Source organism: Dyadobacter sediminis, from assembly GCF_005860765.1.
In the GTDB taxonomy this organism is placed as follows: Bacteria; Bacteroidota; Bacteroidia; order Cytophagales; family Spirosomataceae; genus Dyadobacter; species Dyadobacter sediminis.
The window spans coordinates 899738-923478 of the sequence record NZ_VCEI01000025.1 but is presented as its reverse complement, the minus strand read 5'-3'; the positions used below and the strand labels follow the sequence as shown (position 1 = coordinate 923478).

Sequence of the window (23741 nt, the reverse complement as noted above, 5' to 3'; positions counted from 1 at the left end):
CGTAAAACATGAAACCACTTTTTTATGCAAAATTCCTGACCGGCTGTTTTCTGCTGGCCTGTCTGACAGCCGGGAACGTCAGTGCACAGGTTGTCCTTCAGGTTGCGACCAAAACCATTGCAAAAACGGTCAGTGCATCTTCGGTACGCACCTTGTACATCAGCGCCGAAAAAGCGGATGTGGAAATAATTACGTGGGAAAAAGCGGAAATTTCGATCCTTATGGAACTATCCGCCCGGCATCCGGACAAAAATACCGCTGCTACGGACCTTTTCAAGGCAAAGTATATAGCGGACCGTAACGGCAAGGATTATTTCCTGCGCAATTACATTCTGTTGAAAAACGGAGAAAGCAAACCGGTTTCCAACCTCAGAACGCGTTACACGATCCATCTTCCGGCGGCATGCGCTGTGGACCTGAAGAATTCATTTGGCACAGTTACGCTGAAAGGCCTAACGAACAATCTGCAGCTTAAAGCCGATTTCTGCACAACCTATCTTTCGGGCATGCAGGGGAAAGGACAAGTGAACACGTCATTCGGTGAACTGAAAGGTGATGAACTGTCGGGTGATTTCTCCTTTTCAAGCGATCATACCCGACTGTTTCTGGAACGCATGGCGGGCAATATCAAAGTAAATGCGGAGTACGGAAATGTTGAACTGCATCCGGGCAACGCACTTTCAAGCCTTTCAATCCGGTCCAAAAAAGCAGAAATCACACTGATGACCAGGAACTGGCAGCAATTCGACTATGCCATTAACAGCGCCTACGCCACGATGAAACTTCCGAACGGCTTCAGATGGAAGCGCAATACGGCCGACTTTAAAGAAGCATTTTTTTCCAGAAACCAGTTGGCCAATGTTGACATCAACGCCGAATTCGGGCAGGTGACCATCAAGTAAACACCGTCTCAAACTTTTATGAAAAACATCCTGAACCCTCTTCTGTTTTTGTTTTTTTACCAGTTATCCTACGCGCAGGACAGCATTCCGGTCACATTCCGGCAGGAAACCGACACGCTGGCGAAGCAGCATTTCATAGACCGTTATGAAAATGTTTTTATGACAAAAGTACCCACAAGGCAAATGTTCAAGGCCACAGCAGCCGGATCGGAAATACAGGGCAGCGGGATCAACTTTGGTTATGAGTACAAACTGCTCCCTTCCTTGTCGGTAGAAGCGTCCGTTTATTCCCAGCTCAGTCCGTTTAACACCGGTGTTGCAAGTGAATTGCTGCATTTCAACTGGAAACAGGTCAATTTGTGGGGAAATGCCAAAGCGCGCTGGTATTACAATATGAACAAAAGGATTGAAAAAGGACTGAATGCAAACAATTTCAGCGGTGCTTACATCGGCTTTACTTATGAACAATCGCTGTATCTCCGGAATTCGTACTCCAATAAAAACACAGGCAGAATAGGATTGCTTTACGGATTTCAGAGCCGGTTTTTCAATCATGGGCTTATTGACTTTGCTGTGGGGCTTTACAATAAAGAAGCCGGCCAGTTTACTGTGTTTGATCAGCATCAGGGCTTTTTCCGGTTCAACAATTTTGTACTCGGCACACAGACCAACATCGGCATTGCACTGGGCGACTGGAAAAAGTCAGTAACATCGCCGTTGTGTGACGTGATCATTTGTGACGAACTGATCCACGATCAGTTTAAAATTGAAATGCCGAATATCGCAATCGGTCTCCAACACCAGATTGCAAGAGGAAGCTTTGCCTATGAGCGGAAACTCGGAGACAGCCCGCTTTCACTTCAGGCCAATTTGGTATATTCATTCTACAACCACAATCAAACCGGCTTCTATCACGATCGGTTTACGTATGCCAGTGCAGGCCTGGAATTCCGGTATTATTTCCTGCAGAATTACAGGATACGACATGGCAAGGCAGGAGGCAACTTTTCCGGACCCTATGCCGGACTGAAAAGCAATTACGGCATGAACATGTACAAGTCAGGATCTGTTTTCCAGCCGGAATTTCACCGGGATGAGACCTTCCGCAGCCTTACCCATGCATTGACACTGGGATATCAGCAAAGGCTTTTCAAAAGAATATATATTGACGGCTCCATCTCTTACCAGAAAACACGTAATTACGGTTTCCACTACTCCGGCGATTCAAGACCGGTATTAATGTCGAAAATAGCGGTCGGTTTTACATTCTGAGGTTTTCACTTATTGCAGTTTACTGAAAAGTACAAACTGTTTCCATGCGAACTTAAAGGCAATTTACGGATTTATCGTCGTGCATTTTAGTCAACCGCAATATACTTACTCCGGTTAAATTGCACTTTTTCAAAGATAATTATTATATTGCTAACACAAAGAATGGCTCGTAACCGGATCATTTTATGATCTTTTACCTGGATGAACCTTGTTACAACACTGTTTTACCGGGGCTGCCCTATTTCATTCTCTATCATTTATATGGCCTTGAGAAAATTCGTTGTACTGTTTTGCCTGCTCGCTTTTCCTGCCCTTTCGCAAACCATTTATCAGGTCAACGAAGTTGAAAAAGCGGCGGAACCTGCGGGCGGACTGGCGATGTTCAACCGGTTTGTTCTGGCCAACCTGCGAATTCCCATTCAGTCTGCGGCAAAAGGAATGAACGCGCGGGTACTGATCAGAGGCGTGGTGGAAACCGACGGCACCATGTCCGGCCTGGCCGTTGCACGTTCCCTCGACAGCCTGTGCGATGCGGAAGCACTTCGCATAATGAATTTGTACAAAGCATGGAAACCGGCATCATTACAAAATCAGTCCGTTCGGCAGGCAGTAGTCTATCCGGTCCAGTTCCGCACGGCTCCCATTCCCGCTTACGACAGTGTCCAGCATGCAATGATCGAATATTTTGACAAAAATTACCAGATGGTTTCCGATGAAAAGAAGTTCAGGTACCGGAACGTCATACCCGTGGATCGCTACGGCGATGTGCGTGCAGATATTTTGTTTCAGGAAAAAAGAAGCGGTGACTGGAAAACGGTAAAGGCTTTTCCTTTTATTAAAAACGAGATCTGGGTAAAACTGGCCGGACCGGTAAAAATGGATTCTGTAAAGGCGTACCGCATTTCAGCCAACATGGGCAACTGGGAAAGCCCTTCCGAAGAAATCACCAGGCAGCCGGACGGAAGGCTGCTGTCTTTTGTGGCCTATCCCGGCAGCGGCAAACTGCCTGCGGTGCGGAAATCCTATTATCAGAGCGGCATGCTGAAAGAAGAGCGGATTGCAGCCGACAGCCTCGTTCAGGTAACCAGCTGGTATGATAACGGCCAGCTTGGCAGCGTAATCCTGATCGACAACAAAAACCGGATTTCGGTAAAGGAAAACTGGGACACACAGGGTACTATGCTGGTAAAAGAAGGGAACGGCATGGCCCGAATTCATGCGGGCACTTACCGGAGCAAAACGGTTTATGATGAAGGAATGGTCGAAAACGGGTTCAAAACCGGACGCTGGACCGGAAAGTTGGCGATCAATGACCTTGTTTATGAAGAATTTTATGAGAGCGGAAAGCTTACCAAAGGCGTGCGGCATACCGGCGGGCAACCGCTGGAATACACTGTGGATATTGTTCAGCCGAAATTCAGGGCAGGGCCAAAAGAGTTTTTCAAACTGCTGCGCGACCATGTCAATTACATGCCGCCGATGAATCCTTCCATCGGACGGCCCGAAGGAAAACTGCTGATTTCATTTATGGTCAGTGAAGACGGTAAACTAAGCGACTACTCCATAGACCGCGGCGTGGCAAAACACATTGACCAGCAGGTACTGGAAGTCATTAAAATGACGGATGGATTATGGGACCCGTGTATTCAGAAAGGAATGAAAATAAGCTCCCGGCATACGTTCCCGATCAATTTCGAGACAAACTGACAAACTGCTTTTGCTTACCAACCAACTCCTTTTAAAAAACAAGTTCCGCAAGCCACTGCAATCCAAATCAGATAAAGCTCTTTCGGTAAGGCCGCAAAATGGATACGCCGGATTGAATTTTTGCAAGGTAACAAACAATTTCAGGATGACTTTTTAATGTCTTGCTGCCAGACAAAAAAGGCCGGAAAAAGATTTTCCGGCCTTTAAATGCAACCACTCGTACTTAAAAATCAGCTGTTTAGAAAGTATACGTTATGTTTGCCAGCAAAGCCCGGGGCATTTGAGGCGCAATCGTAGACCAGCCTTTGTAATATTCTTTGTTGAACGCATTGTTGAGCTTGACACCGATGCGGTAGTTTTCAGCCTGGTAAAACAGCGATGCATTAGCCACGGTATAAGCCGGCAGCATAAAATCTCCGGTGGAAGCATAATTGATCGCATACCTTTCGCTCGCGCCGTTAATGCCCGCACCCATGCCAAAGCCCTTCAGTTTTCCGCCGGGCACTTCGTAGTTTGCCCATGCATTGTAAATGTGCTTCGAACCGGCGTCCAGCGGTCTTCTGTTCAGGATTTCCGAATTGTCCGACTTGGTTGTCTTGCTGTCGTTATTACTGTATCCGCCCCTGATATTCAATCCGTTTACCGGGTTTGCATTCAGTTCTATCTCAAACCCCTTGCTGAAAATCTCACCGCCCTGAATTTTGTTGAAAGGCGATGCCGGATCGGCAATAACCTGATCCGTAACCCGGATATCATAGTAGCTGACCGTAGCATTCAGCTTGTTTTTAATGATGTTGGTTTTGATTCCGAATTCAATCTGGTTGGCCTGCTCCGGCCTGAACGTCTTGATCGTTTGCGGACCGTCCTCCGGATTTCCGACAAGCGATGGCGCTACGTTTGTAAACCCATTCTGGTAATTGGCAAAAACGGAGACCTTGTCTGCCACCGGCTGGTATAGAATTCCGAACTTCGGCGACAAAGTCGTCTGGTTGTAATCGTCGTCTGAAGTTGTGATGCTTCCCACATTGTCGAAATGATCCAGACGAAGGCCGACCATCACCGATAATGTGTTTGTCAGATTCAGTACGTCCGAGGCATAAGCACTGTAAATATTGTATCTGGATTTCGAGTTGGAGACCGGCTGTGTGGCCAGAACTGCATCCACTGCCGGGGCAGAAAGCGGGTAAGCCGTTGTTTCCACCTCATCAGCCGTAAACGGGTTATCGCCGCTGGAACCGCCTTCAGGCGTTACATTTCCGTAAAATGCATATCCCGTTCCGTTGCTGGTGGAAGTTGCCGAAAAATAATCCAGACCGATAACAACCCGGTTCCGCAGCGAACCCGCTCTGAAATCACCGATGAAGTTCTGCTGAATGTCCGACGTGCCGGTGTATTCATTCTGTCTGTTCAGATAGCGGGTAAACGTATCGTTTCCTAAAATTCCGTAATCAAATAAATAGGAATAATACCCTTTCGTGGAAGTGGCGCTTTTCGAGATCAGTGTTTGGGATTCCCATGCGTCGGATAGCTTGTAATCCATTTCGACGCGGTAATTCTGTGTAGGATTCTGCAGCGTCAGATCATTGCTTGTGAAGGAAAGTTTATTGTTATATCCAAGCTCTTTCAAGTTTCTAGATGCTGTCGGCGCACTTCGGTTCAGGAACAGGAACATCGGGTTGGTCTGCTCGGCCTGCGTGATTTCCCCGTAAAATGAAAAGGACAGGTTGTTGTTCACCTTGTAGGAAAGCGAAGGCGCCACAAAAAAGGACTTTCTGAACCCTGCATCCTGAAAGCTCCTTTCCGTTGCATACGACGTATTCAGTCTGAAATACAGGTTTTTTTCCTTGTTTAAAGCGGTATTGAAATCGCCTGTGATCTGGTTCAGACCGAACGAACCGGTTGTGAATGAAAGCTCGCCGCCCGTTCCGGCATACGGTTTTTTGGTCACCACATTAATGAGCCCGCCATAGGAACTTACCGCATTACCGAATAAGGTTGCGGACGGCCCTTTCAGTACTTCAATGCGCTCGATATTCGCCGGGTTGATCGTGCCGTTCGTAAGACCGGGCAAGCCATTCACAAGCTTTGGCTGTACAGAAAATCCTCTCAGCGAGAAATATCCTGCGCCGTCGCCGCCGCGCCCGGTGGAAGTCCACAGGTTTTCCACGCCGGTCGCATTTTTCAGCGCATCATCAAAGTTGGTAATGATCTGGGATTTCAGGAGATAATTCGTAATCGTGCTGTAAACCTGCGTATTTTCAAAATCTTTGAGCGGCAGTTTGGAAACATAGGCTGTTTTGCTCCTCGAAAACTTGTTTTCCCGTTCTCCTTCCACAACCACTTCCCGCAATATTTCATCACCTGCATACAAGGTTATTGTTTTCAGATCCACTTCGTTCTGTGAAATGGTAAACGGCAGTTCTCTGGTTTTAAAGCCCAGGGAAGAAATGGACAGCACATAATTGCCGTCATTGATCCCCGAAAGCTCGAAAAGTCCCGAATAGTCTGTATGCGTGCCGAGGCCGGTACCTTTGATCAGGATATTTACGCCGGGCAGACTACTTTTGGTGTTGTCCATGACAGTTCCTTTTATCTTGCCGGTCTGGGCAAAACACGAAACGGACAAAAGCAGGGAAATGGATAGAAGCAGTTTCATTAAGTTAATTTAGACAAATTACAAATTGTTGCGCAAATGTATTTTGCCAACGGAACACTTCCAAGCTATTTTTAACATTTTACAAACAACCGGATTGCATTCTGTAAAGAGCAGCCGGAAAAGCGGCGGAAGCTTTCCGTCCTTCCAAAACGAATCCGTACAAGCTGCTGCAAGCTGCCGGACATGGAACCATGGCTATTTGCGGATATGCTGATTACCGTTATTTTAGCATTGCAAACCTCATTTTTACTCCCTTTTCAACTTTCTTTCCGCATATGTTCCGTGTCCTCAAAATGGATGATGAAAATCAGTTTTTGGGAATCAGAAAGTTGCACTATTTTTGTAATCTAGACTTTTATAAAATGATAGCCAAAATTTTTACATTCATTTCCCTCGCTTCTTCCAACATCCTGCTTTACTACTTTCTGATTTTACTAGGACCCGAACCGGATTACAAATTGCTTTTTGTGCTGGTACGCGCTGTTCTGGTCACCAGTGTGTTGATGCAGGTTTTAACCGCTTGTGGTTTTTTCAAAAATCAGAAGCTCTGGTCATGGTAAAAGATTGATCCGGGTTTAGCAAAAAAACTTCGGCACTTTTCGTCCGGTATGCAACACACCGGATTGTTACTGTATTGTCCCGTATGCAAATCAGGCATTCTGTCTTTGCATAGCGAACCTATCGGAATGGTTTCATGGGCCTGGGGCAATTGCAGGAAAACATACAAAATAAAATTGTCTGAAGATGACTTTGTATGTTTACAAATAACCAGACAACACTGCAAATGACTATAAACGTCTGTAACCAACTTAAACCCTGCCATACAGCCATTGAGCCGGAAACCGTCCTACCTTCATTTTGATAAGCCGGCATATGCCTGGAAACCGGACATTGATTACCGGGCCCAGCCGGAACTTTACCGTGTCGGCAAAGGCGAGCAGGGCGTTTTAATCTGTGAGCCGTACAAGTCGGAAATCGGGCAGTTCTGGCGGTTTAAAACAAAAGCCATAGCGGAAGAAAGCAGCCGCAAGATCCATGCGCTTTTTACGGCATATCTAGATGAGAATGATTTTGTAGGAGCTGATATGGCGCGCAAATATCTGCAAATGGGCTATACCCGCGCGCGCCGGTATGCCAATTACAAAGGCGGTAAAAAATACGACAAGGACCACGACTATCAGCAGCTGGAAAGAGGAACAGGCGAGCAGGAAAAAGCGGAAGCGGCAGCTGTCTTTTTTGAAAAATGGAAAGAAGCGGAAAGCAATGTCCTATACAAAAATCTCAAAAATAACTGGAAACGCACGTTAGGCTAAACTGCCCGCAATTGCTCCAAGCGGTAATGTTTTATACTTCTGACTGCTGAAAGTTCACAGCCGGCATCCGCCCGGATTTCTATTTCAGTTTTCTGAAAATATGCAGCATTGCTTCGCGGTCAAGTGCATTCATATCCACCAGTTTCAACGACCTTACCATTTTCTGGGTTGAAGTTTTGTAATGCCGGAAATGCGGTGTTTTCAAATGCGACCGATAAGCGGCACTATCTGCATAAATTTCTACGATCCTGATCTGGTTCGGCTGCTCTTTCATACTCATTGGAAAAATGGCAATTACGCCGGGCTCTTTTTGGACGGATGCAGCCGCTTCTTCTTTCAGGATCGCGTTATATTCGTTCAGAAATTCCGGCAGGATGTCAATTTCTGAAATACGCACCATCATACCGGGTTCAATAACCGGAGTTTCAGATTTTGAAGTAGCCTTTTTCAGTGAACTTGCCGGCGTTCTGCTGTTTTCAGTCTGACTGTATGCTGAAACGGATAACTGCGTCAGCATAAACAACATTACAGGAATCGCTTCAAGGATATACTTCATTGCGGGGAATTGCTTTATATGCATAAATTATATTGATTTTTCCGGCTTGGGTTTTCTACTATGTTATCTACTTGTCAGCTTAGATCGAACGGCTAAAAGCCATTTCCTGAATTTAAGAATTATTCCGGGTAACAAAGGTCCGATTTACAGCCTGTACCCGCTTTATACCGGTTACAGAGTTATTTATGAGTTTTACGGATCAGGCTCAGGAAATGGTTCATGGAATTACACTGCATGGATACCGGTGTTTGCGCTATTCAGAATCCGTCGTAGTTGATTACCAGGAATTCAGTTTTCATTCTGCTGCCGTTTTTCCGAACCGAGTGCATGGTGTGCTTCTACAGGATAATCTGAAATCAGGATATCCAGTTGCTGCTCTTTTACTTTCACACGGTATCCGTCTGCCGGCATCGGTTTCCCGCCGTTCGTTGAATCTTCGCTTACATCTGCCATGATGCGCACCTTTTCCTGCCGGAGTCTGGATATCAGTTCTGCCGGTGTTCTGGCAGTAATGTAGGCAATCCGCTTACCGGCTCTTACCGGGATTTGTTCAAAAGCGTTCCATGCTTCGCCGGTTTCGATCAATGCAGAAAGCAGTACATTCTGATCAGTTTCGGCGACAAGCCGGGTAAATTCATCTTTGAACGTCAGTACCAGCATCCGGTTTTCCATCCGGTGTTTTTTCACTTGTTCCAGCGCTTGCTTATGAACCGGCGCTTTGATATCCAGCATCAGGTTAATGTTTCGGTTTTTTATGAATGTCAGCATCTCATCAAAAGTCGGGATATGCTCTCCGGTAATTTTTCCGCCTTTTGTTTTAAGCCGCAAGGAGTTCAGGTAATCATCGCTCAGTTCTTCCAGTTGGCCTTTGCCCGTTGTAGTACGGTCCACGGTCGGGTCGTGCATCAGATACAGGCTGCCGTCTTTGCTTTTCCGTAAATCGATCTCAATAAAAACGGTGTCATTCTTGAATGATTCAGCAGTAGCATTAAAAAGAGTTATGGAACTTTCAGGGTACTGCGCATACAAGCCGCCTCTGTGGCCCACAATGACTACCTGCGCATGCAGCGCACAGGTTGTACATAATAAGAAAAACAAAAAAGCATAGCTGATTTTTTTACCTGAAAACGGGACTGACCGGCTGTTTGTTAACATAAATCTCAATTTCTTTCGGATCCGTATCGAACGTAAAGGATATGCACCACAAATTTACGCTTGCGACCAGTTAAAACCTCAAAGCTCTTACCAAAAACTGAATACCCGCCTGTTCACTCCGAAGACTTTTCACCGGATTCATTCATGCAGCCCTGATGCTTTGGAAAGGCCGGCATGCTGTTCAATTTCCTGACTGACCCTCACTCCGTATCCTGTCCGTTCAGAATGGCAATCATGAGCAAACCTGTTCTTCCAATTCCCCAGGTACGTTCGGCGCATATAGGTTCGGATGATCAGTTTCTATAATCTAGTACAAATACGTGCCATGGTTTTCCGACAGCTGAAACAGCGTTTAAAGGCATTTTCACTGCATGGTTCTGTTCAGAAAAGAACGAAGGTATCCGGTAATGAGCACTGCTGTTACTGGTTTCCGGCCGGTTCAAACCCGGGTAATTACAGAAAGCGTATTGCCATTCAGCCGAGGAAGTTTTCAGTCTGTTCATTCCTTTTTGATCTGCCAGCAAGATTCTGACGTAGGTATGCAAACTTCAAACCTCAAATAAAAACCAGTATGCATAACAAACCGATTGAAACGATAACCAACACAGCCGGAAGGCTTGGGAAATTAGCAGGTGCCATTCTCTTGTGCAGCCTGCTTGCTTCCTGCGGCGGCGGTACAGACCAGTCTTCCGGAGCCGATTCCTTGGCAGTTGAAAAAGATACCGCGGAAGCGCTGCAGGCAATTAAACCCGACAGTGCCGCCCCTGCCTGGGCTCCGGATATCAAGCCCGAAATGCTTGCAGTGATTGAAAAACTCGCCAGTTACAAAGATGCGCCCATTCCGGAACTTACTGCGCAGCAGGCGCGTAAAAACCATACGCCAACGGACGCGGTTATGGACCTGGTTAAAGAAAACAATATACCCATGCCTGCGGCTCAGGTGGACACGGCAGGAAAGGATATACCCGTCAAAGGTGGAAATATGCATATGCGCATCTATACGCCGAAAACGGGAACCGCACCTTTTCCGGTCATTGTCTATTATCATGGCGGCGGTTTCGTAATTGCCGACCTTGATGTTTACGATGCCTCTGCAAAAGGGCTAGCCGAACAGACAGGCGCTGTGGTTGTTTCAGTAGCGTATCGTCTTGCACCGGAGCACAAGTTTCCGACAGCACATGAAGATGCTTTTGCTGCATACCAGTGGACGGTCCAAAATGCCGCTTCTATAAAAGGCAATCCGAAAATGATTGCCGTTGCCGGTGAAAGTGCAGGCGGTAACCTGGCAGCCAATGTAAGTATCATGGCCAGAGACAAAGGAGTTCAGTTGCCGGTGCACCAATTGCTTGTTTATCCGGTTGCAGGGTCGGACATGAACACGAAATCTTACCAGAAAAATGCAGCAGCCAAACCACTGGATAAACCGATGATGGCCTGGTTTGTAAAGAATTATCTGAACAACACGGCACAGGCCAAAGATCCAAGGATCAACCTCGTGGGCGCGAACCTGAAAGGACTGCCTGCTACCACCATTATTACAGCGGAAATTGATCCGTTGCTGAGCGATGGCGAACAGCTTGCCGAAAAGCTGAAAGCGGCGGATGTTAAAGTAGACTCAAAGAACTACAAGGGTGTCACCCACGAATTTTTTGGAATGGCCATCATCGTACCTGAGGCCAAGGATGCACAGGCATATGCTTCCGATGCATTGAAGTCAGCATTTAACAAATAAGGTTCCACCGGCATTTTTCCTGAACGACCGGTATCACAGTGCCCCGTAAGATTCGTTTTTGCGGGGCACTGTGATTTATAAATACATTGTTTCAATCAGAATCTGCATAACCAGCAATGACTTTCCGCCACCTTACTTCTTTCACCATTTTCTCAGATATTCCGCATTGTGAATCAGGCATTTCTACACATTTGTAGAATTTACATGACTATTTATTGCAAAATCCCAAGTTGTTTCAGGAATTTCACATTATTTATTGACGTATATACAGGTATGATTTTATACTACTTCCATAAGCATGTAAAATACTTAACCAGTTTACCTCCATAAATACCGGCCAAATGAACAAGTCCATCCTCTTTCCTGAAAATGAACTGGTTACACTCTTAAAAAACAATAACAAAGCAGCATACGAATATCTTTATGACCATTATGCGCCTTCGCTGTACGGCATAGCCCGGAAAATTGTAAAAGATGACAGCAGAGCCGATGATGTCATGCAGGATTCCTTCATCAAAATCTGGAAGCACATGGCCAGCTACGATGCAGGAAAAGGAAGTCTGTTTACATGGATGCTTAACATAACGCGCCGGACTGCAATTGATAAGTTAAGAGCAGACAACAAGTTTGAAAAGGACCTGCAATGGGATGCTGTCCGGGAAAATGACCTGAGTATGAGTTCCGTTTTCATCCCGCTACCTGCCACCGTTGACCTGAAATCCATTGTAGAAAAACTGCTGCCGGAAAAAAAGCAATTAATCGAACTGGTCTATTTTGAAGGCTACACGCATGAAGAAGCTTCGGAACATTTATGCTTGCCGCTGGGAACGGTCAAATCCAGAATCCGCAACGCCATGAAAGAACTCAGAAAAGTATTTGATGCGTCGCCGCTGTCCGCACAGTTTGCCTGAAACTTCCATCCGGAATTAAACCGGACCTGCTTTTTGCTGATAACCGCTGAAAACCCCTGATCCCGAAAACCGGATTTTCCGCTAAATTTCATAAATTGATCTATTGAACCAAGTACATTGGTTCAACAAAGAACTACATCCCATCAGATCACAAACGGTGTATAATGAATCTACACAATGCTTGATATAGTCATACAATCCAGAAAAGCTGCCATCGTTCCCGGTTTTGAAGTAAAACGCATTCTTCCTTATCAGCTCCGCAGAATGGTGGGACCGTTTATATTCATGGATCATGGCGGACCGGTCAGTATGCCTGTACCTGCTGCAACCAACTTGGATGTGCTGCCCCATCCGCATATCGGCCTTTCTACGGTAAGTTACCTTTTCAGCGGCAATGTCACGCACAGAGACAGCCTTGGCGTGGAGCAGGTAATCAAGCCGGGCGAGGTTAACTGGATGACAGCCGGAAAAGGCATCGCGCACAGTGAACGGTTTGAAGACCCTGCCATGCTGGCCGGCGGTGAGCTGGAAATGATACAAACGTGGGTGGCACTTCCTGAAAAGGACGAAGAAGGCGAGCCTTCATTTATGAATTATACAGCGGAACAATTGCCGGTATTTACAGACAAAGGTATCTGGATGCGGCTGATTGCAGGTGATGCATACGGACTGAAGAGTCATGTGCATACTACATCTCCGCTGTTTTATCTCCATGTTGTTCTGGATAGCGGCGCCCGGTTTGGCTTGCCACGGGAACACAGCGAAAGAGGGGTATACATTGTCAGGGGCAGTGTGGAAGTAAACGGAACTACTTACACGGCGGGAAAACTGCTGGTTTTCACAAAAGGTTCAGACCCTTTGATTACCGCTGTGGAAAAGACTACGCTGATGATGCTGGGCGGCGAGCATCTGGGAGAACGTTACATCTGGTGGAACTTTGTGTCGAGCCGCAAGGAACGGATCGAACAGGCCAAGGAAGACTGGAAACAGGGACGAATTCATCTGCCTCCGACAGACAACGAAGAATTCGTGCCGCTTCCAAAGGATAATTCCCGTCCTGCCGGCGGTCCGCCTCCGAAAGCACTGTCATAAAGTTACCTTTAGCTAACAGCCAAAGCTAACAGCTATCCGCTAACAGCCAGCAGCCAAAAAAAATCAGCCGGCAACATTCATCCGGTAATTCTGCGGGCTCTGACCGGTTATTTCCCTGAACCTCCGGTGAAAACAACTGAAATTCAGGAATCCGCTTTCGTAACATACTTCTTTGATGTTGATGTTATCGTTCATCAGCAGCTTGCATGCATGTCCGACGCGGATCTCGGTCAGGAACTGAAGATAAGTCTTGCCTGTCCGGGATTTGAAATAACGGCAGAAAGAATTGGGAACCAGCCCGGAAATACTTGCTACCTGATCGAGATAAATTTTTTTATGAAAATTACGGAATGTAAATTCATAAATATCGTTGATCCTGTCATTTTCGGAATCCAGCAGAGTATTCTGGTAACCGACGGACGACAAAATTGTAAATTCTTCAGAATGGTGAATGGCGTTGAAAATTCTCATCAGCACCATAATACGTTCCGGACCTTCTGCATGATTCAGGCTTTCGATTTCCACAGCCACTTTTTCCTTTAAAGTACCCGTTAAGAGCAGTCCGCGCCCCGCCTTTTCGAGCACCGATTTGATGGGCTTGTTCTCGGTAAGGTCCAGAAACTTCTGTCCCCAGAAGTCCGGCATAAAGTGTACAACCGTAGAAACCAGCGAACTGCATATTTCGTCGTGATCTTCATCCGTATCAAATCTCCAGTAATGAGGCAGATTGCTGCCGACAAGCACAATTTCACCCGGAAAGAACCTCTTGATATGATCTCCGACAAATTGGGTTCCCGAACCTTTATGAAAATGCACAAGCTCGATCTCCGGATGATAGTGCCAGCGGTTATTGATGTTGGTCATTTTATCCTGCCGCGTACTGAACGAGTAAGCCTGTACATTCGGGACTTTAAGCAACTGCGGTTTCATGTCTGAAATCTATACAATGAAAATGGAACGAGGCAGAACAAAGATGTTAAAATCTCTTATATATCCGTTAATTTCTGGATCATTCTTTAATTAAAAATATAATTCCTTTGCATTGTTAAATTCACACAAAGGAATTTTAATCCAACCTCACACCCGTCTTCCCAATAAACAGGTTCTAAAAACAGTCAAAAGTATGAACAATCCCAAATTGAACAATACTTGCATTTTATATAAACATTCATAAAATACGGATTTCATAAGTTAGGTCTTGCTCCGTATAAAAGCCTTTTATAATAAACTCCAGCTGTTCCACTAAACCAAACATGTAAAACCAGAAACACAATGACAAGAACAAGCTTTACTTTTAAACCACTTGTGAGATTCACATGCATGCAATTGCTTTTTGCATGTTTATGGATCGCTCACACCCATGCCGGCGTTGCATATGCCGTTGCCGATCGCCTGATTACAGGTAAAATTGTGGATGAAAAAGGCGAAGGATTACCCAGCGTAAGCGTGATACTGAAAGGTACGCAGCGCGGTACAACGTCTGATCTGGAAGGGAAATACAGCATTTCAGTTCCGGAAGAAGCGGCCACGCTGATTTTTTCATTTGTCGGATTTGCTTCACAGGAAGTCGTTCTCGGCAATCAGACCACCATTGACATTACCCTGAAAACGGATCAGAAAGCATTGGACGAAGTGATTGTTGTAGGTTACAACTCCCAGAGCAAGCGTAACATCATCAGCGCCGTTACAACCATTTCCGGAGAAACCATCAACAAACGGATTGCAACGGACCCGGTTACGTTACTTCAGGGACAACTTCCCGGATTGCAGGTGATCCAGAACTCGGGCGAGCCCGGAAATGAGGGTACTCAACTACGTATAAGGGGTACGGGTACGTTCAGCGGAGCCGGAAATGACCCGCTGGTGATCGTGGACGGACTTCCGGGAAACCTGAACATCATCAATCCGAACAACATTGAATCCGTCACGGTTCTGAAAGATGCGGCATCGGCTGCTATTTACGGCGCAAGAGGGGCCAATGGCGTGATTCTGGTCAAGACGAAAAAAGGAAGCGGCGGTGGATTTGCATTCGGCTATAACTTCAATCTCGGTATTTCCAACCCGACTGCCATCCCCGAAACCATCACGAATTCAGCGGAATACATGGAGCTTTCCAACGAGGCAAGGACCAATTCCAACCTGGCGCCTTTGTATACCCAATCCCAAATCGACCTGTACAGAAACGCTACGGACCGGGTAAAATATCCGAACCACAACTGGCTGGACGATCTTTTCAGGCCCGCTTATGTAAAAAACCATTATCTGAGTATGTCTGGCGGAAGCAAGGAAGGCACTACGTTCAATGTGGGTGTCGGGATTACCGATCAGCCGGGTGTCATGATCGGATTTGATTACAAAAAATACACGATGAATCTGGGTTTGTCCGCCAAAGTACATAAAAGGGTTACACTTGGCACTGACCTGCAGTTCCGTGTAGGTGACCAGAAAGCGCCAAGCAACGGAAGCACCGATATGTTCCTTTCCACCATGGCGCAATCGCCGCTTTACCCGCCGCAGACTGCCGATGGAAAATGGATCAAAAGAGCTTACCCTAACGAACTTGGAAATAAAAACACCATTGCAACGGTTTATGAAAACTCCACGACCAAAACAAAGGACTATTATGCACAGGGAAATATGTCGGTTGATATCGACATTGTGGACGGACTCAGGCTGGAAAACAGAGCGGGATTTAACTTTCAGAATACCCGGATCAGTACTTTCCGGCCTGTTGTTCCCACTTACTATTACAATGATCTGAGTGCGGCAGGCGGGCTGGATGTGGGAACACCGGGGCTTACGGCACAGCGGAACGATCTGGTTTACACGGTCTTTTACAGCCAGTTAAATTATAATAAAACGTTTGGAAGCCATACCTTGTCTGTACTTGGAGGATTTCAGCAGGAGCAGAACCAGTCGAGCACACTTTCCGCTGCCAGAAGACAATTTCCGACAAACTCCCTGACTGAACTGGATGCCGGCCCGCTGGACGGACAAACCAATTCCGGAACTTCTGCGCAATGGGCAATCCAGTCGTTCTATGGAAATGCCAATTACAGCCTGCTGGATAAATATCTGCTGGGCGCAAGCGTACGTTATGACGGGACTTCGCGGCTGCCGAACGATACGCGCTGGGGCTTGTTTTACTCTTTTTCAGGAGGGTGGCGTGTTTCCAAAGAGCAGTTTATGCAAAATATCAAATGGATCAACGACCTGAAACTCCGGGCATCGTGGGGCCAGCTTGGTAACCAGAACATCGGAAATTATCCTTACCAATCCACGCTGACCAACAGAAATTATGCTTTCGGAGGCATTTCAACAGGTTTTGCAGCATCCGCTTTGGTGGACCCGAATCTGACATGGGAAACGACCAGATCCGTAAATGCCGGCCTTGACCTGACTGCGTTCAACAACAAAATCACGTTTTCAGCCGATGTGTTCAACAAATATACTTTTGATATCCTGAGAAGTTCACAGGTTCCGCTCTGGCTGGGGCTCGACGCGCCGGTTATCAACAACGGAGCGGTACGCAACAAAGGAATTGAACTTGCCTTGCAGTACAATGGCCGGGCAGGAAGTGACTTTACGTATTCGATCGGAGGAAATATCCAGGCTTACAAGAACATTCTGGAAGAATTCGGAAAGACCGAAATCAGCAGCAATACCATTCGCGAAGAAGGCCATGCGCTGGATGAATTCTACGTGTACATCTGGGACGGCATTTTCCAGAACCAGTCTGAAATCGATGCGGCGCCCAAGCAGCCTGTTACGCCTACACCGGGCGATCTGAAGATCAGAGATATAAATGGTGACGGCATCATCAACGATCAGGACAGAACGTATCAGAAAGGCCGGTATCCGGCCATGCAGATGGGCCTCAACCTGTCGGCCAACTGGAAAGGATTTGACTTGTCGGCGCAGGTTTTTGGTTCGGTCGGACAGAAAATCTATGTAAATGGCTGGGGGATCGAGCCTTTCAGACAAGGTTCCGTACCGACAACAGAATGGAGAAATCGCTGGACACCTTCCAATCCGACCAACACGATGCCTAAAATATACGTGGCCGACGGCTATGCACCGGTTCAGAATTACAATTCGACCTACTTTCTCAAAGACGCTTCCTTTGTACGTCTGAAAAATGTTCAGATCGGATACAGTGTTCCCAAAAGTCTTCTTGACAAAATAAAAATCAACACGGTAAGATTGTACGTATCTGCAGACAATGTACTGACTGCAAGCAAATTCCCGGGCCTTGATCCGGAACGTGTAAACAGCGGCAATTATCTGGCTTATCCTCAAAACAGGACATTCACATTTGGTATCAACGCTCAATTTTAATCCTGACAACCATTTCGAGAGATGAAAAAATATATCAAAACCTTTGCTTCCGCATTACTTGTATCCACGCTTACGCTCACATCCTGCAACGATGTGCTGGATGTAAGCCCGCCGGATAAATTGTCGACAGGCATATTCTGGAAAACGGAATCGGATGCAGACCTTGCCCTGACAGGACTGTATAACTACTTATATGCTTCCGGCGGCGGTTACGCAACTTCCCAGTATCAGGTTTTTGCCTGGGATACTTTCAGTGACGATGCATACGGACAATATAATTACGGCGGCGGCAATTCGGCCCTTTCATCCGGGATTACCCCGCAGTCCGGCGACTTTGTACTGAATTATTACACCAATAATTACAAAGCCATTGCAGCAATCAACTCCTTTCTTGCGAACGTCGGCAAGGTCCTGACGGGTGAAAAACTGGCACGGTATCAGGGCGAGGCGTATTTCCTGCGCGCATTCAATTACTTCTGGCTGGCGCAGCTTTACGGCAATGTGGTGATCACGACCGAAGATCCGTTTACAATTGATTTCAAATCGACACGGGCAAAATCGGAAAAAGCGGATGTATTGAAACTGATTGAGGAAGACCTTGCCAAAGCCATTTCCAGCCTGCCGGATAATGCCTACAAAGACGGTCATGCCGTAAAAACCACCGCACAGGGTTATCTGGTGCGCGTGCTGCTTTATGAAAAGAAATACGCCGAAGCAGCCGCACTGGCCAAAACCATTATCGCAGCTAACAAATATTCTTTGTGGCCGAATTATGCAGGCAACTTTTACAAGCCCGACCAGAACAGCAGCACCGAAATTATGTTTTCCGTCAAATATCTCCAGCCCAACTTGCTGCATCAGGATGTTGCCGTGGCCGTTTCTCTGCAGCGCTGGAAAGGGGAACAGGGAACGCAGGACCTGATCAACGAATATGAAGCCATCGACGGTAAACCCATTGCAACCTCGGCGGTGTACAACCCGGCCAAACCGTTTGAAAACAGGGATCCGAGAATGCGGCAGACGTTCTTTTTTCCGGGAGATACCAAGGCACAGGGCTGGCCGTTCACCGGAGACCTTTCGGTAGCTACGCCGGGAAAAGACAGCTGGACCGTAGGGTTTTATCCGGTAAAAAAATGGCTTGATCCTGCTCAGGTAAATCCCGATTACGGCGCTATCGACGACAATGATTTCGTATTGCTGCGCTATGCCGATATACTTCTCATGTTTGCCGAAGCAGAAAACGAAGCAAACGGACCGGCCGCAGCCATAGCACCGGTAAACCTCGTGCGAAAAAGAGCGGGTATGCCGGCACTGGCAGCCGGTATTTCACAAAGTCAGCTGCGCGAGATGATCCGTCATGAAAGACGTGTGGAGTTTGCCATGGAAGGCCAGCGGTATTTTGACCTGAGAAGATGGGGAATTGCCGAGCAAAAACTGAACGGCTTTGTCCAGAATCCGCTTGCTCCGACGATCAAATCCAAATATGAAGCAAAGTATGATCTCTGGCCGATTCCGCAAACTGAAATCGACCGCAATGCACCGGTGCTGACGCAGAACCCCGGTTACTGACGGAAAAATAAAATTATATGTAAAATACCCCGGAAATGGAGAGCGGCATTGAGAACGCTTTCCATTCCTTGGAAAACGAGTTTTATTTGCAACAAAAAATTTCAGCATGGATTTACATTTCGAGAATAAAGTCATCATGGTTACCGGTGGAGCCAAGGGAATCGGTGAAGGAATTACAAGGGTCCTGGCTGGAGAAGGCGCCATTCCCATTATAGTAGGAAGAAATAGGGATGACAACCGGAAACTGGCGGACGAACTGACTGCCCAAGGCCTGCAGGCATTTCCGGTGCAGGCGGAACTGACACAGCCGGAAGCTTGCGAACAGGCGGTGAAAGAAGTGATGGCGGCTTACGGCCGTATCGATGGGCTGGTCAATAATGCCGGTGTCAATGACGGGGTCGGGCTGGAATCGGGAAATTATGAAAGCTTCATTGCGTCGCTTCACAAAAATCTGGTGCATTATTATCTGATGGCGCATCATGCATTGCCTGCCTTGAAAGCATCCAAAGGTTCCATTGTCAATATTACTTCCAAAACGGCTGATACCGGTCAGGGCGGCACATCCGCCTATGCGGCATCGAACGGCGGCCGCAACGCGCTGACGCGTGAATGGGCCGTTGAACTTTTGCCTTACGGCATCCGCGTTAACGCCGTGGTTGTGGCCGAATGCTGGACGCCGCTCTATGAACGCTGGATCGAAACACTTCCGAACCCGCAACAGAAACTGGCTTCTATTACCGCAAACATTCCGCTGGAAAAGCGCATGACAACAGCCGAGGAAATAGCCAACATGACGGTTTTTCTACTCTCCGACAAATCCAGCCACACCACCGGTCAGCTTGTGTATGTTGACGGCGGCTATGTGCATCTGGACCGTGCGCTTGAATATTGACCCTTACTTATAGGATTACAGAAACTGATTTTTACAAGCTGAAATTACTACACAATTATGAAAACACTGGTTTGCGAAGCACCGGGAAATTTTGTTTATCAGGATTCAGACATGCCTTCCCTGACGGAAAACCATACCATTTTAAAAATAAGAAATATCGGCATTTGCGGAACAGACCTGCATGCATTTGAAGGAAAACAGCCTTTTTTCAATTACCCGAGAATTCTTGGACACGAACTTGCCGGCGAAATTGCTGCGACCGATGCCGCGGGCTTTTCCGTTGGCGATGCGGTCACTTTTCTGCCCTATTTCAACTGCGGACATTGCATTGCATGCCGGAAAGGCAAAACGAACTGCTGTACCCGGATGCAAGTATTCGGTGTGCATATAGACGGCGGCATGTCGGAATATGTCTCCATTCCTTCGGACAAACTGGTTCATTCGGAAGGGCTTACCTATGAGCAACTGGCGCTTGTGGAGCCGCTGGCGATCGGCGCGCATGCCATTCAGCGTGCCGGGGTTTCTGCTGAAGATACCGTTCTGGTTATGGGTGCCGGCCCGATCGGACTGGGCGTAATGGAATTTGCAAGGATTGCAGGCGCGAGGGTTATTGCACTGGACATCAATGAAAACCGGCTGAAATTTTGTGAAGAAAAAATCAGGGTGCCGCATTGTATCCATGGCTTGACCCAAAATGTTTCCGAAGAGCTGGCAACCATAACGGACGGCGATATGCCGACGGTTGTGATCGACGCAACAGGAAATCTGAAAGCCATCAATACAGGGTTTCAGTACATTTCACATGGTGGAAAATACGTTCTGGTTGGCCTGCAAGGCGGGGAAATCAGTTTTATCCATCCCGAATTCCACAAGCGCGAAGCTACTTTGATGAGCAGCCGGAACGCCGTAAGATCCGATTTTGAATATGTCATTGAATGCATTAAAAACGGATGGATTGATCCCGGAAATTACATTACGCACCGGGTCGGCTTCGATGAGGTCAAAACTGATTTTGAAAGCTGGCTTGATCCGGCAACGGGCGTAATCAAAGCAATGGTTTCATTACAATGACCTTTTCATGCTATGTTTAAAAAATATCAAATCCTAATTCCCGTTTGAATGAAAATAATCAAAAAAACCGTTTTCCCGGCGTTGATCACAATGCTGTCTTTCAGCTCGTTCGCACAACAGCCCGCTGATCTGAAGTTATGGTACAACCAGCCTGCAAGCCAGTGGGTAGAAGCTTTGCCGGTCGGGAACGGACACATCGGCGCTATGGTTTTCGGCGGCGTGGAACAGGAGCTTTTACAACTGAATGAAAGTACGTTATGGTCTGGCGGCCCGGTAAAAACGAATGTAAATCCCGCCTCAGCATCGTATCTGCCACAAGTCAGAACGGCACTTTTGCAGGAAGGCGACTTTCAGAAAGCCAATGAACTGCTCAAAAAGATGCAGGGACTTTACACCGAATCCTACATGCCGATGGGCGACCTGAAAATTGTCCAGGACCTGAAAGCGCAGAAACCAACCGACTATTACCGCGATCTCGACATCGCCAATTCGGTTGCAACGACCCGTTTTACAGTTGGCGGTGTCGTTTATAAAAGAGAAATTTTCACTTCTGCGCCAGATAACATTCTTGTGATCCGGATTTCGGCATCCAGGCCAAAACAGCTGAATTTTACCGTATCCGCAAACAGTCAGCTGCGTTACAAACCCGAAGCAACTGCCTCCAAAGAGCTGGTGATCAATGGAAAAGCACCTTCGCACGTTAACCCGAACTACTACAATCCGCCTGGTCAGGAGCCGATTGTTTATGAAGACCCCAATGGCTGCAACGGAACACGTTTCCAGTTCAGGATAAAAGCAGTGAGTAAAGACGGCGTCATCGCAACAGACACTTCAGGAATTCATGTAAGCAATGCGAGCGAGGTATTCGTGTACTTGTCGGCGGCAACGAGCTTCAACGGTTTCGATAAATGTCCTGACAAAGAAGGCAAAGATGAAAAGTCACTGGCAAAAAGTTATCTGGACAAAGCAGTGACCAAATCCTATGCAGTTTTAAAAAAGCGTCATCAGGATGATTTCCGTACTTATTTCAACCGCGTTACTTTCGATGTAACCGACAGCACGGCAAATAACCCGAATGCAAAACTGCCTTCCGACGAACGCCTGATGGCTTATTCAAAAGGAACGTACGATCCGAAGCTTGAAACGCTTTATTATCAGTATGGCCGCTATCTGCTGGTTTCATCGTCGCGCGCGGCTTTGCCCGGCATTCCAGCCGGTCCGCCAGCAAATCTTCAGGGAATCTGGAACAAGGAAATGCGGGCGCCGTGGAGTTCCAATTATACCATTAATATCAATACGCAGATGAACTACTGGCCTTCGGAAGTCACGAACCTGTCGGAAATGCATATGCCTTTGCTTTCATGGATCAAAGATCTTTCACAGACCGGTAAAGTGACTGCCAAAGAATTTTATGGCACAAAGGGCTGGGTTGCACACCATAATGCCGATATCTGGGGACAATCGAACCCAGTAGGAAATGTCGGGGACGGCGATCCACTCTGGGCTAACTGGTATATGGGCGGAAACTGGCTTTCGCAGCATTTATGGGAACATTACCGTTTTACTGGAGATAAAATGTTTCTGAAGGAAAAAGCGTATCCGGTCATGAAAGAAGCCGCTTTGTTTACGCTGGACTGGCTTGTGGAAGACAAGGACGGCTATCTGGTTACAGCTCCGTCCACATCGCCGGAAAACAAATTCAAAGATCCGAAAGGCGGTGAAGCAGCCGTTTCCATCGCCACGACCATGGATATGTCCATCATTTACGACCTGTTTTCCAACCTCATGGAAGCGGCGGATGTACTGGGCAATGACCCGGAATTCAAAAAGCTGCTTACTGAAAAACGCGCCAGACTTTATCCGCTGAAAATCGATAAAAGAGGCAGAATTCAGGAATGGTACAAGGATTTCGAAGAAACCGATACGCTGCACCGCCATGTATCGCATCTGTTCGGGCTTCATCCCGGACGGCAGATTTCGCAGGATACGCCGGAATTTTTTCAGGCTGCCAAAAAAACGCTGGAAGTTCGGGGAGATCATGGAACGGGATGGAGTAAAGGCTGGAAAATCAATTTCTGGGCCAGATTGCTTGACGGCGACCATGCCTACACGCTCATTCGCCAGCTGATGAAATATACCAATGAAAATAAAGGAGATTACAAAGGCGGCGGCACGTATCCGAATTTCTTCGATGCACATCCTCCTTTTCAGATTGACGGGAACTTCGCCGGAACAGCCGGAATGTCCGAAATGCTGATCCAGAGCCATTTGAAAGAAATTTACCTTTTGCCTGCATTGCCTTCCGCCTGGAAAAACGGCCGGATCAAAGGACTTCGCGCACGAGGCGGATTCGAGGTGGACATGGACTGGAAAAACGGAAAACTGACCGGCTCGGTTATAAAATCACTGAACGGTGAACCGTGCATCATCAAAACAAATGCTCCTGTAAAAGTAACCGGCGCGGCTTCCACAACGGAGAAAACGGATTCCGGCTATATCCATAAATTCCAGACCGAGAAAGGAAAAAGTTACAGGATTGTGGCTGAAATGTGAGAAGTCTTACGTAAGAGGTTTT

17 protein-coding genes are annotated in these 23741 nt (G+C 47.0%); 13 read left to right on the top strand and 4 right to left on the bottom strand.

What is annotated here, in order from left to right; all coding sequences use genetic code 11:
• Positions 1 to 8: 8 nt before the first annotated feature.
• The 3 genes from FEM55_RS16055 to FEM55_RS16045 all read left to right on the top strand — a co-directional run bounded on the left by FEM55_RS16055 (position 9) and on the right by FEM55_RS16045 (position 3881).
• Entirely contained in the window at positions 9 to 902 is an 894-nt protein-coding gene (locus FEM55_RS16055) for a DUF4097 family beta strand repeat-containing protein (protein ID WP_138282360.1), read from the top strand.
• 18 nt (positions 903 to 920) lie between these two features.
• Positions 921 to 2174 (top strand): hypothetical protein, encoded by a 1254-nt coding sequence (locus tag FEM55_RS16050; RefSeq protein ID WP_138282359.1) that lies wholly within the window; start codon positions 921 to 923, stop codon positions 2172 to 2174.
• Positions 2175 to 2435: 261 nt separating this feature from the next.
• Positions 2436 to 3881, top strand: a complete 1446-nt coding sequence (locus tag FEM55_RS16045) for an energy transducer TonB (protein ID WP_171036579.1) — start codon at positions 2436 to 2438, stop codon at positions 3879 to 3881.
• A 238-nt stretch (positions 3882 to 4119) separates the two neighbouring features.
• Here FEM55_RS16045 and FEM55_RS16040 read toward each other — a convergent pair whose 3' ends face one another.
• The gene (locus FEM55_RS16040; protein ID WP_138282357.1) at positions 4120 to 6537 is read right to left on the bottom strand and encodes a TonB-dependent receptor; all 2418 of its coding nucleotides are present in this window, start codon (positions 6535 to 6537) and stop codon (positions 4120 to 4122) included.
• Between the two features lie 362 nt (positions 6538 to 6899).
• On the opposite strand from FEM55_RS16040, the gene FEM55_RS16035 reads away from it, so the two are divergent.
• On the top strand, positions 6900 to 7097 hold the full coding sequence (locus FEM55_RS16035; protein ID WP_138282356.1) for a hypothetical protein: 198 nt from the start codon (positions 6900 to 6902) through the stop codon (positions 7095 to 7097).
• A gap of 270 nt (positions 7098 to 7367) precedes the next feature.
• The gene (locus tag FEM55_RS16030; RefSeq protein ID WP_138282355.1) at positions 7368 to 7850 is read left to right on the top strand and encodes a DUF4385 domain-containing protein; all 483 of its coding nucleotides are present in this window, start codon (positions 7368 to 7370) and stop codon (positions 7848 to 7850) included.
• Positions 7851 to 7929: 79 nt separating this feature from the next.
• On the opposite strand, the gene FEM55_RS16025 is transcribed toward FEM55_RS16030, so the two are convergent.
• A complete protein-coding gene (locus FEM55_RS16025) occupies positions 7930 to 8406 on the bottom strand; it encodes a putative quinol monooxygenase (protein ID WP_212748315.1) in 477 nt (158 codons plus the stop codon).
• A 288-nt stretch (positions 8407 to 8694) separates the two neighbouring features.
• Complete coding sequence (locus FEM55_RS16020; RefSeq protein WP_171036578.1) at positions 8695 to 9504, bottom strand: glycerophosphodiester phosphodiesterase family protein; 810 nt, start codon at positions 9502 to 9504, stop codon at positions 8695 to 8697.
• A gap of 628 nt (positions 9505 to 10132) precedes the next feature.
• Between FEM55_RS16020 and FEM55_RS16015 the strand changes: the two genes are divergently transcribed.
• The 3 genes from FEM55_RS16015 to FEM55_RS16005 all read left to right on the top strand — a co-directional run bounded on the left by FEM55_RS16015 (position 10133) and on the right by FEM55_RS16005 (position 13296).
• Entirely contained in the window at positions 10133 to 11293 is a 1161-nt protein-coding gene (locus tag FEM55_RS16015; protein WP_138282353.1) for an alpha/beta hydrolase, read from the top strand.
• 341 nt (positions 11294 to 11634) lie between these two features.
• Complete coding sequence (locus tag FEM55_RS16010; protein ID WP_138282352.1) at positions 11635 to 12204, top strand: RNA polymerase sigma factor; 570 nt, start codon at positions 11635 to 11637, stop codon at positions 12202 to 12204.
• A 177-nt stretch (positions 12205 to 12381) separates the two neighbouring features.
• Positions 12382 to 13296 (top strand): pirin family protein, encoded by a 915-nt coding sequence (locus FEM55_RS16005; RefSeq protein WP_138282351.1) that lies wholly within the window; start codon positions 12382 to 12384, stop codon positions 13294 to 13296.
• A gap of 63 nt (positions 13297 to 13359) precedes the next feature.
• On the opposite strand, the gene FEM55_RS16000 is transcribed toward FEM55_RS16005, so the two are convergent.
• Positions 13360 to 14226, bottom strand: a complete 867-nt coding sequence (locus FEM55_RS16000) for an AraC family transcriptional regulator (protein WP_138282350.1) — start codon at positions 14224 to 14226, stop codon at positions 13360 to 13362.
• 342 nt (positions 14227 to 14568) lie between these two features.
• Here FEM55_RS16000 and FEM55_RS15995 point away from each other — a divergent pair, with 342 nt between their 5' ends.
• The 5 genes from FEM55_RS15995 to FEM55_RS15975 all read left to right on the top strand — a co-directional run bounded on the left by FEM55_RS15995 (position 14569) and on the right by FEM55_RS15975 (position 23719).
• Positions 14569 to 17634, top strand: a complete 3066-nt coding sequence (locus FEM55_RS15995; protein ID WP_138282349.1) for a SusC/RagA family TonB-linked outer membrane protein — start codon at positions 14569 to 14571, stop codon at positions 17632 to 17634.
• A gap of 21 nt (positions 17635 to 17655) precedes the next feature.
• A complete protein-coding gene (locus tag FEM55_RS15990) occupies positions 17656 to 19203 on the top strand; it encodes a RagB/SusD family nutrient uptake outer membrane protein (RefSeq protein ID WP_138282348.1) in 1548 nt (515 codons plus the stop codon).
• 106 nt (positions 19204 to 19309) lie between these two features.
• Positions 19310 to 20095, top strand: a complete 786-nt coding sequence (locus FEM55_RS15985) for an L-fucose dehydrogenase (protein ID WP_138282347.1) — start codon at positions 19310 to 19312, stop codon at positions 20093 to 20095.
• 57 nt (positions 20096 to 20152) lie between these two features.
• Positions 20153 to 21166, top strand: coding sequence for a zinc-binding alcohol dehydrogenase family protein (locus FEM55_RS15980; protein WP_138282346.1), 1014 nt, complete (start codon positions 20153 to 20155; stop codon positions 21164 to 21166).
• Between the two features lie 48 nt (positions 21167 to 21214).
• A complete protein-coding gene (locus FEM55_RS15975; RefSeq protein ID WP_138282345.1) occupies positions 21215 to 23719 on the top strand; it encodes a glycoside hydrolase family 95 protein in 2505 nt (834 codons plus the stop codon).
• Positions 23720 to 23741 lie beyond the last annotated feature (22 nt).

Bases quoted from the DNA above. Each gene is read 5' to 3' on its own strand.
- FEM55_RS16055 (WP_138282360.1), top strand. From the start codon at position 9: ATGAAACCACTTTTTTATGCAAAATTCCTGACCGGCTGTTTTCTGCTG.
- FEM55_RS16050 (WP_138282359.1), top strand. From the start codon at position 921: ATGAAAAACATCCTGAACCCTCTTCTGTTTTTGTTTTTTTACCAGTTA.
- FEM55_RS16045 (WP_171036579.1), top strand. From the start codon at position 2,436: ATGGCCTTGAGAAAATTCGTTGTACTGTTTTGCCTGCTCGCTTTTCCT.
- FEM55_RS16040 (WP_138282357.1), bottom strand. From the start codon at position 6,537: ATGAAACTGCTTCTATCCATTTCCCTGCTTTTGTCCGTTTCGTGTTTT.
- FEM55_RS16035 (WP_138282356.1), top strand. From the start codon at position 6,900: ATGATAGCCAAAATTTTTACATTCATTTCCCTCGCTTCTTCCAACATC.
- FEM55_RS16025 (WP_212748315.1), bottom strand. From the start codon at position 8,406: ATGAAGTATATCCTTGAAGCGATTCCTGTAATGTTGTTTATGCTGACG.
- FEM55_RS16015 (WP_138282353.1), top strand. From the start codon at position 10,133: ATGCATAACAAACCGATTGAAACGATAACCAACACAGCCGGAAGGCTT.
- FEM55_RS16010 (WP_138282352.1), top strand. From the start codon at position 11,635: ATGAACAAGTCCATCCTCTTTCCTGAAAATGAACTGGTTACACTCTTA.
- FEM55_RS16005 (WP_138282351.1), top strand. From the start codon at position 12,382: ATGCTTGATATAGTCATACAATCCAGAAAAGCTGCCATCGTTCCCGGT.
- FEM55_RS16000 (WP_138282350.1), bottom strand. From the start codon at position 14,226: ATGAAACCGCAGTTGCTTAAAGTCCCGAATGTACAGGCTTACTCGTTC.
- FEM55_RS15995 (WP_138282349.1), top strand. From the start codon at position 14,569: ATGACAAGAACAAGCTTTACTTTTAAACCACTTGTGAGATTCACATGC.
- FEM55_RS15990 (WP_138282348.1), top strand. From the start codon at position 17,656: ATGAAAAAATATATCAAAACCTTTGCTTCCGCATTACTTGTATCCACG.
- FEM55_RS15985 (WP_138282347.1), top strand. From the start codon at position 19,310: ATGGATTTACATTTCGAGAATAAAGTCATCATGGTTACCGGTGGAGCC.
- FEM55_RS15980 (WP_138282346.1), top strand. From the start codon at position 20,153: ATGAAAACACTGGTTTGCGAAGCACCGGGAAATTTTGTTTATCAGGAT.
- FEM55_RS15975 (WP_138282345.1), top strand. From the start codon at position 21,215: ATGAAAATAATCAAAAAAACCGTTTTCCCGGCGTTGATCACAATGCTG.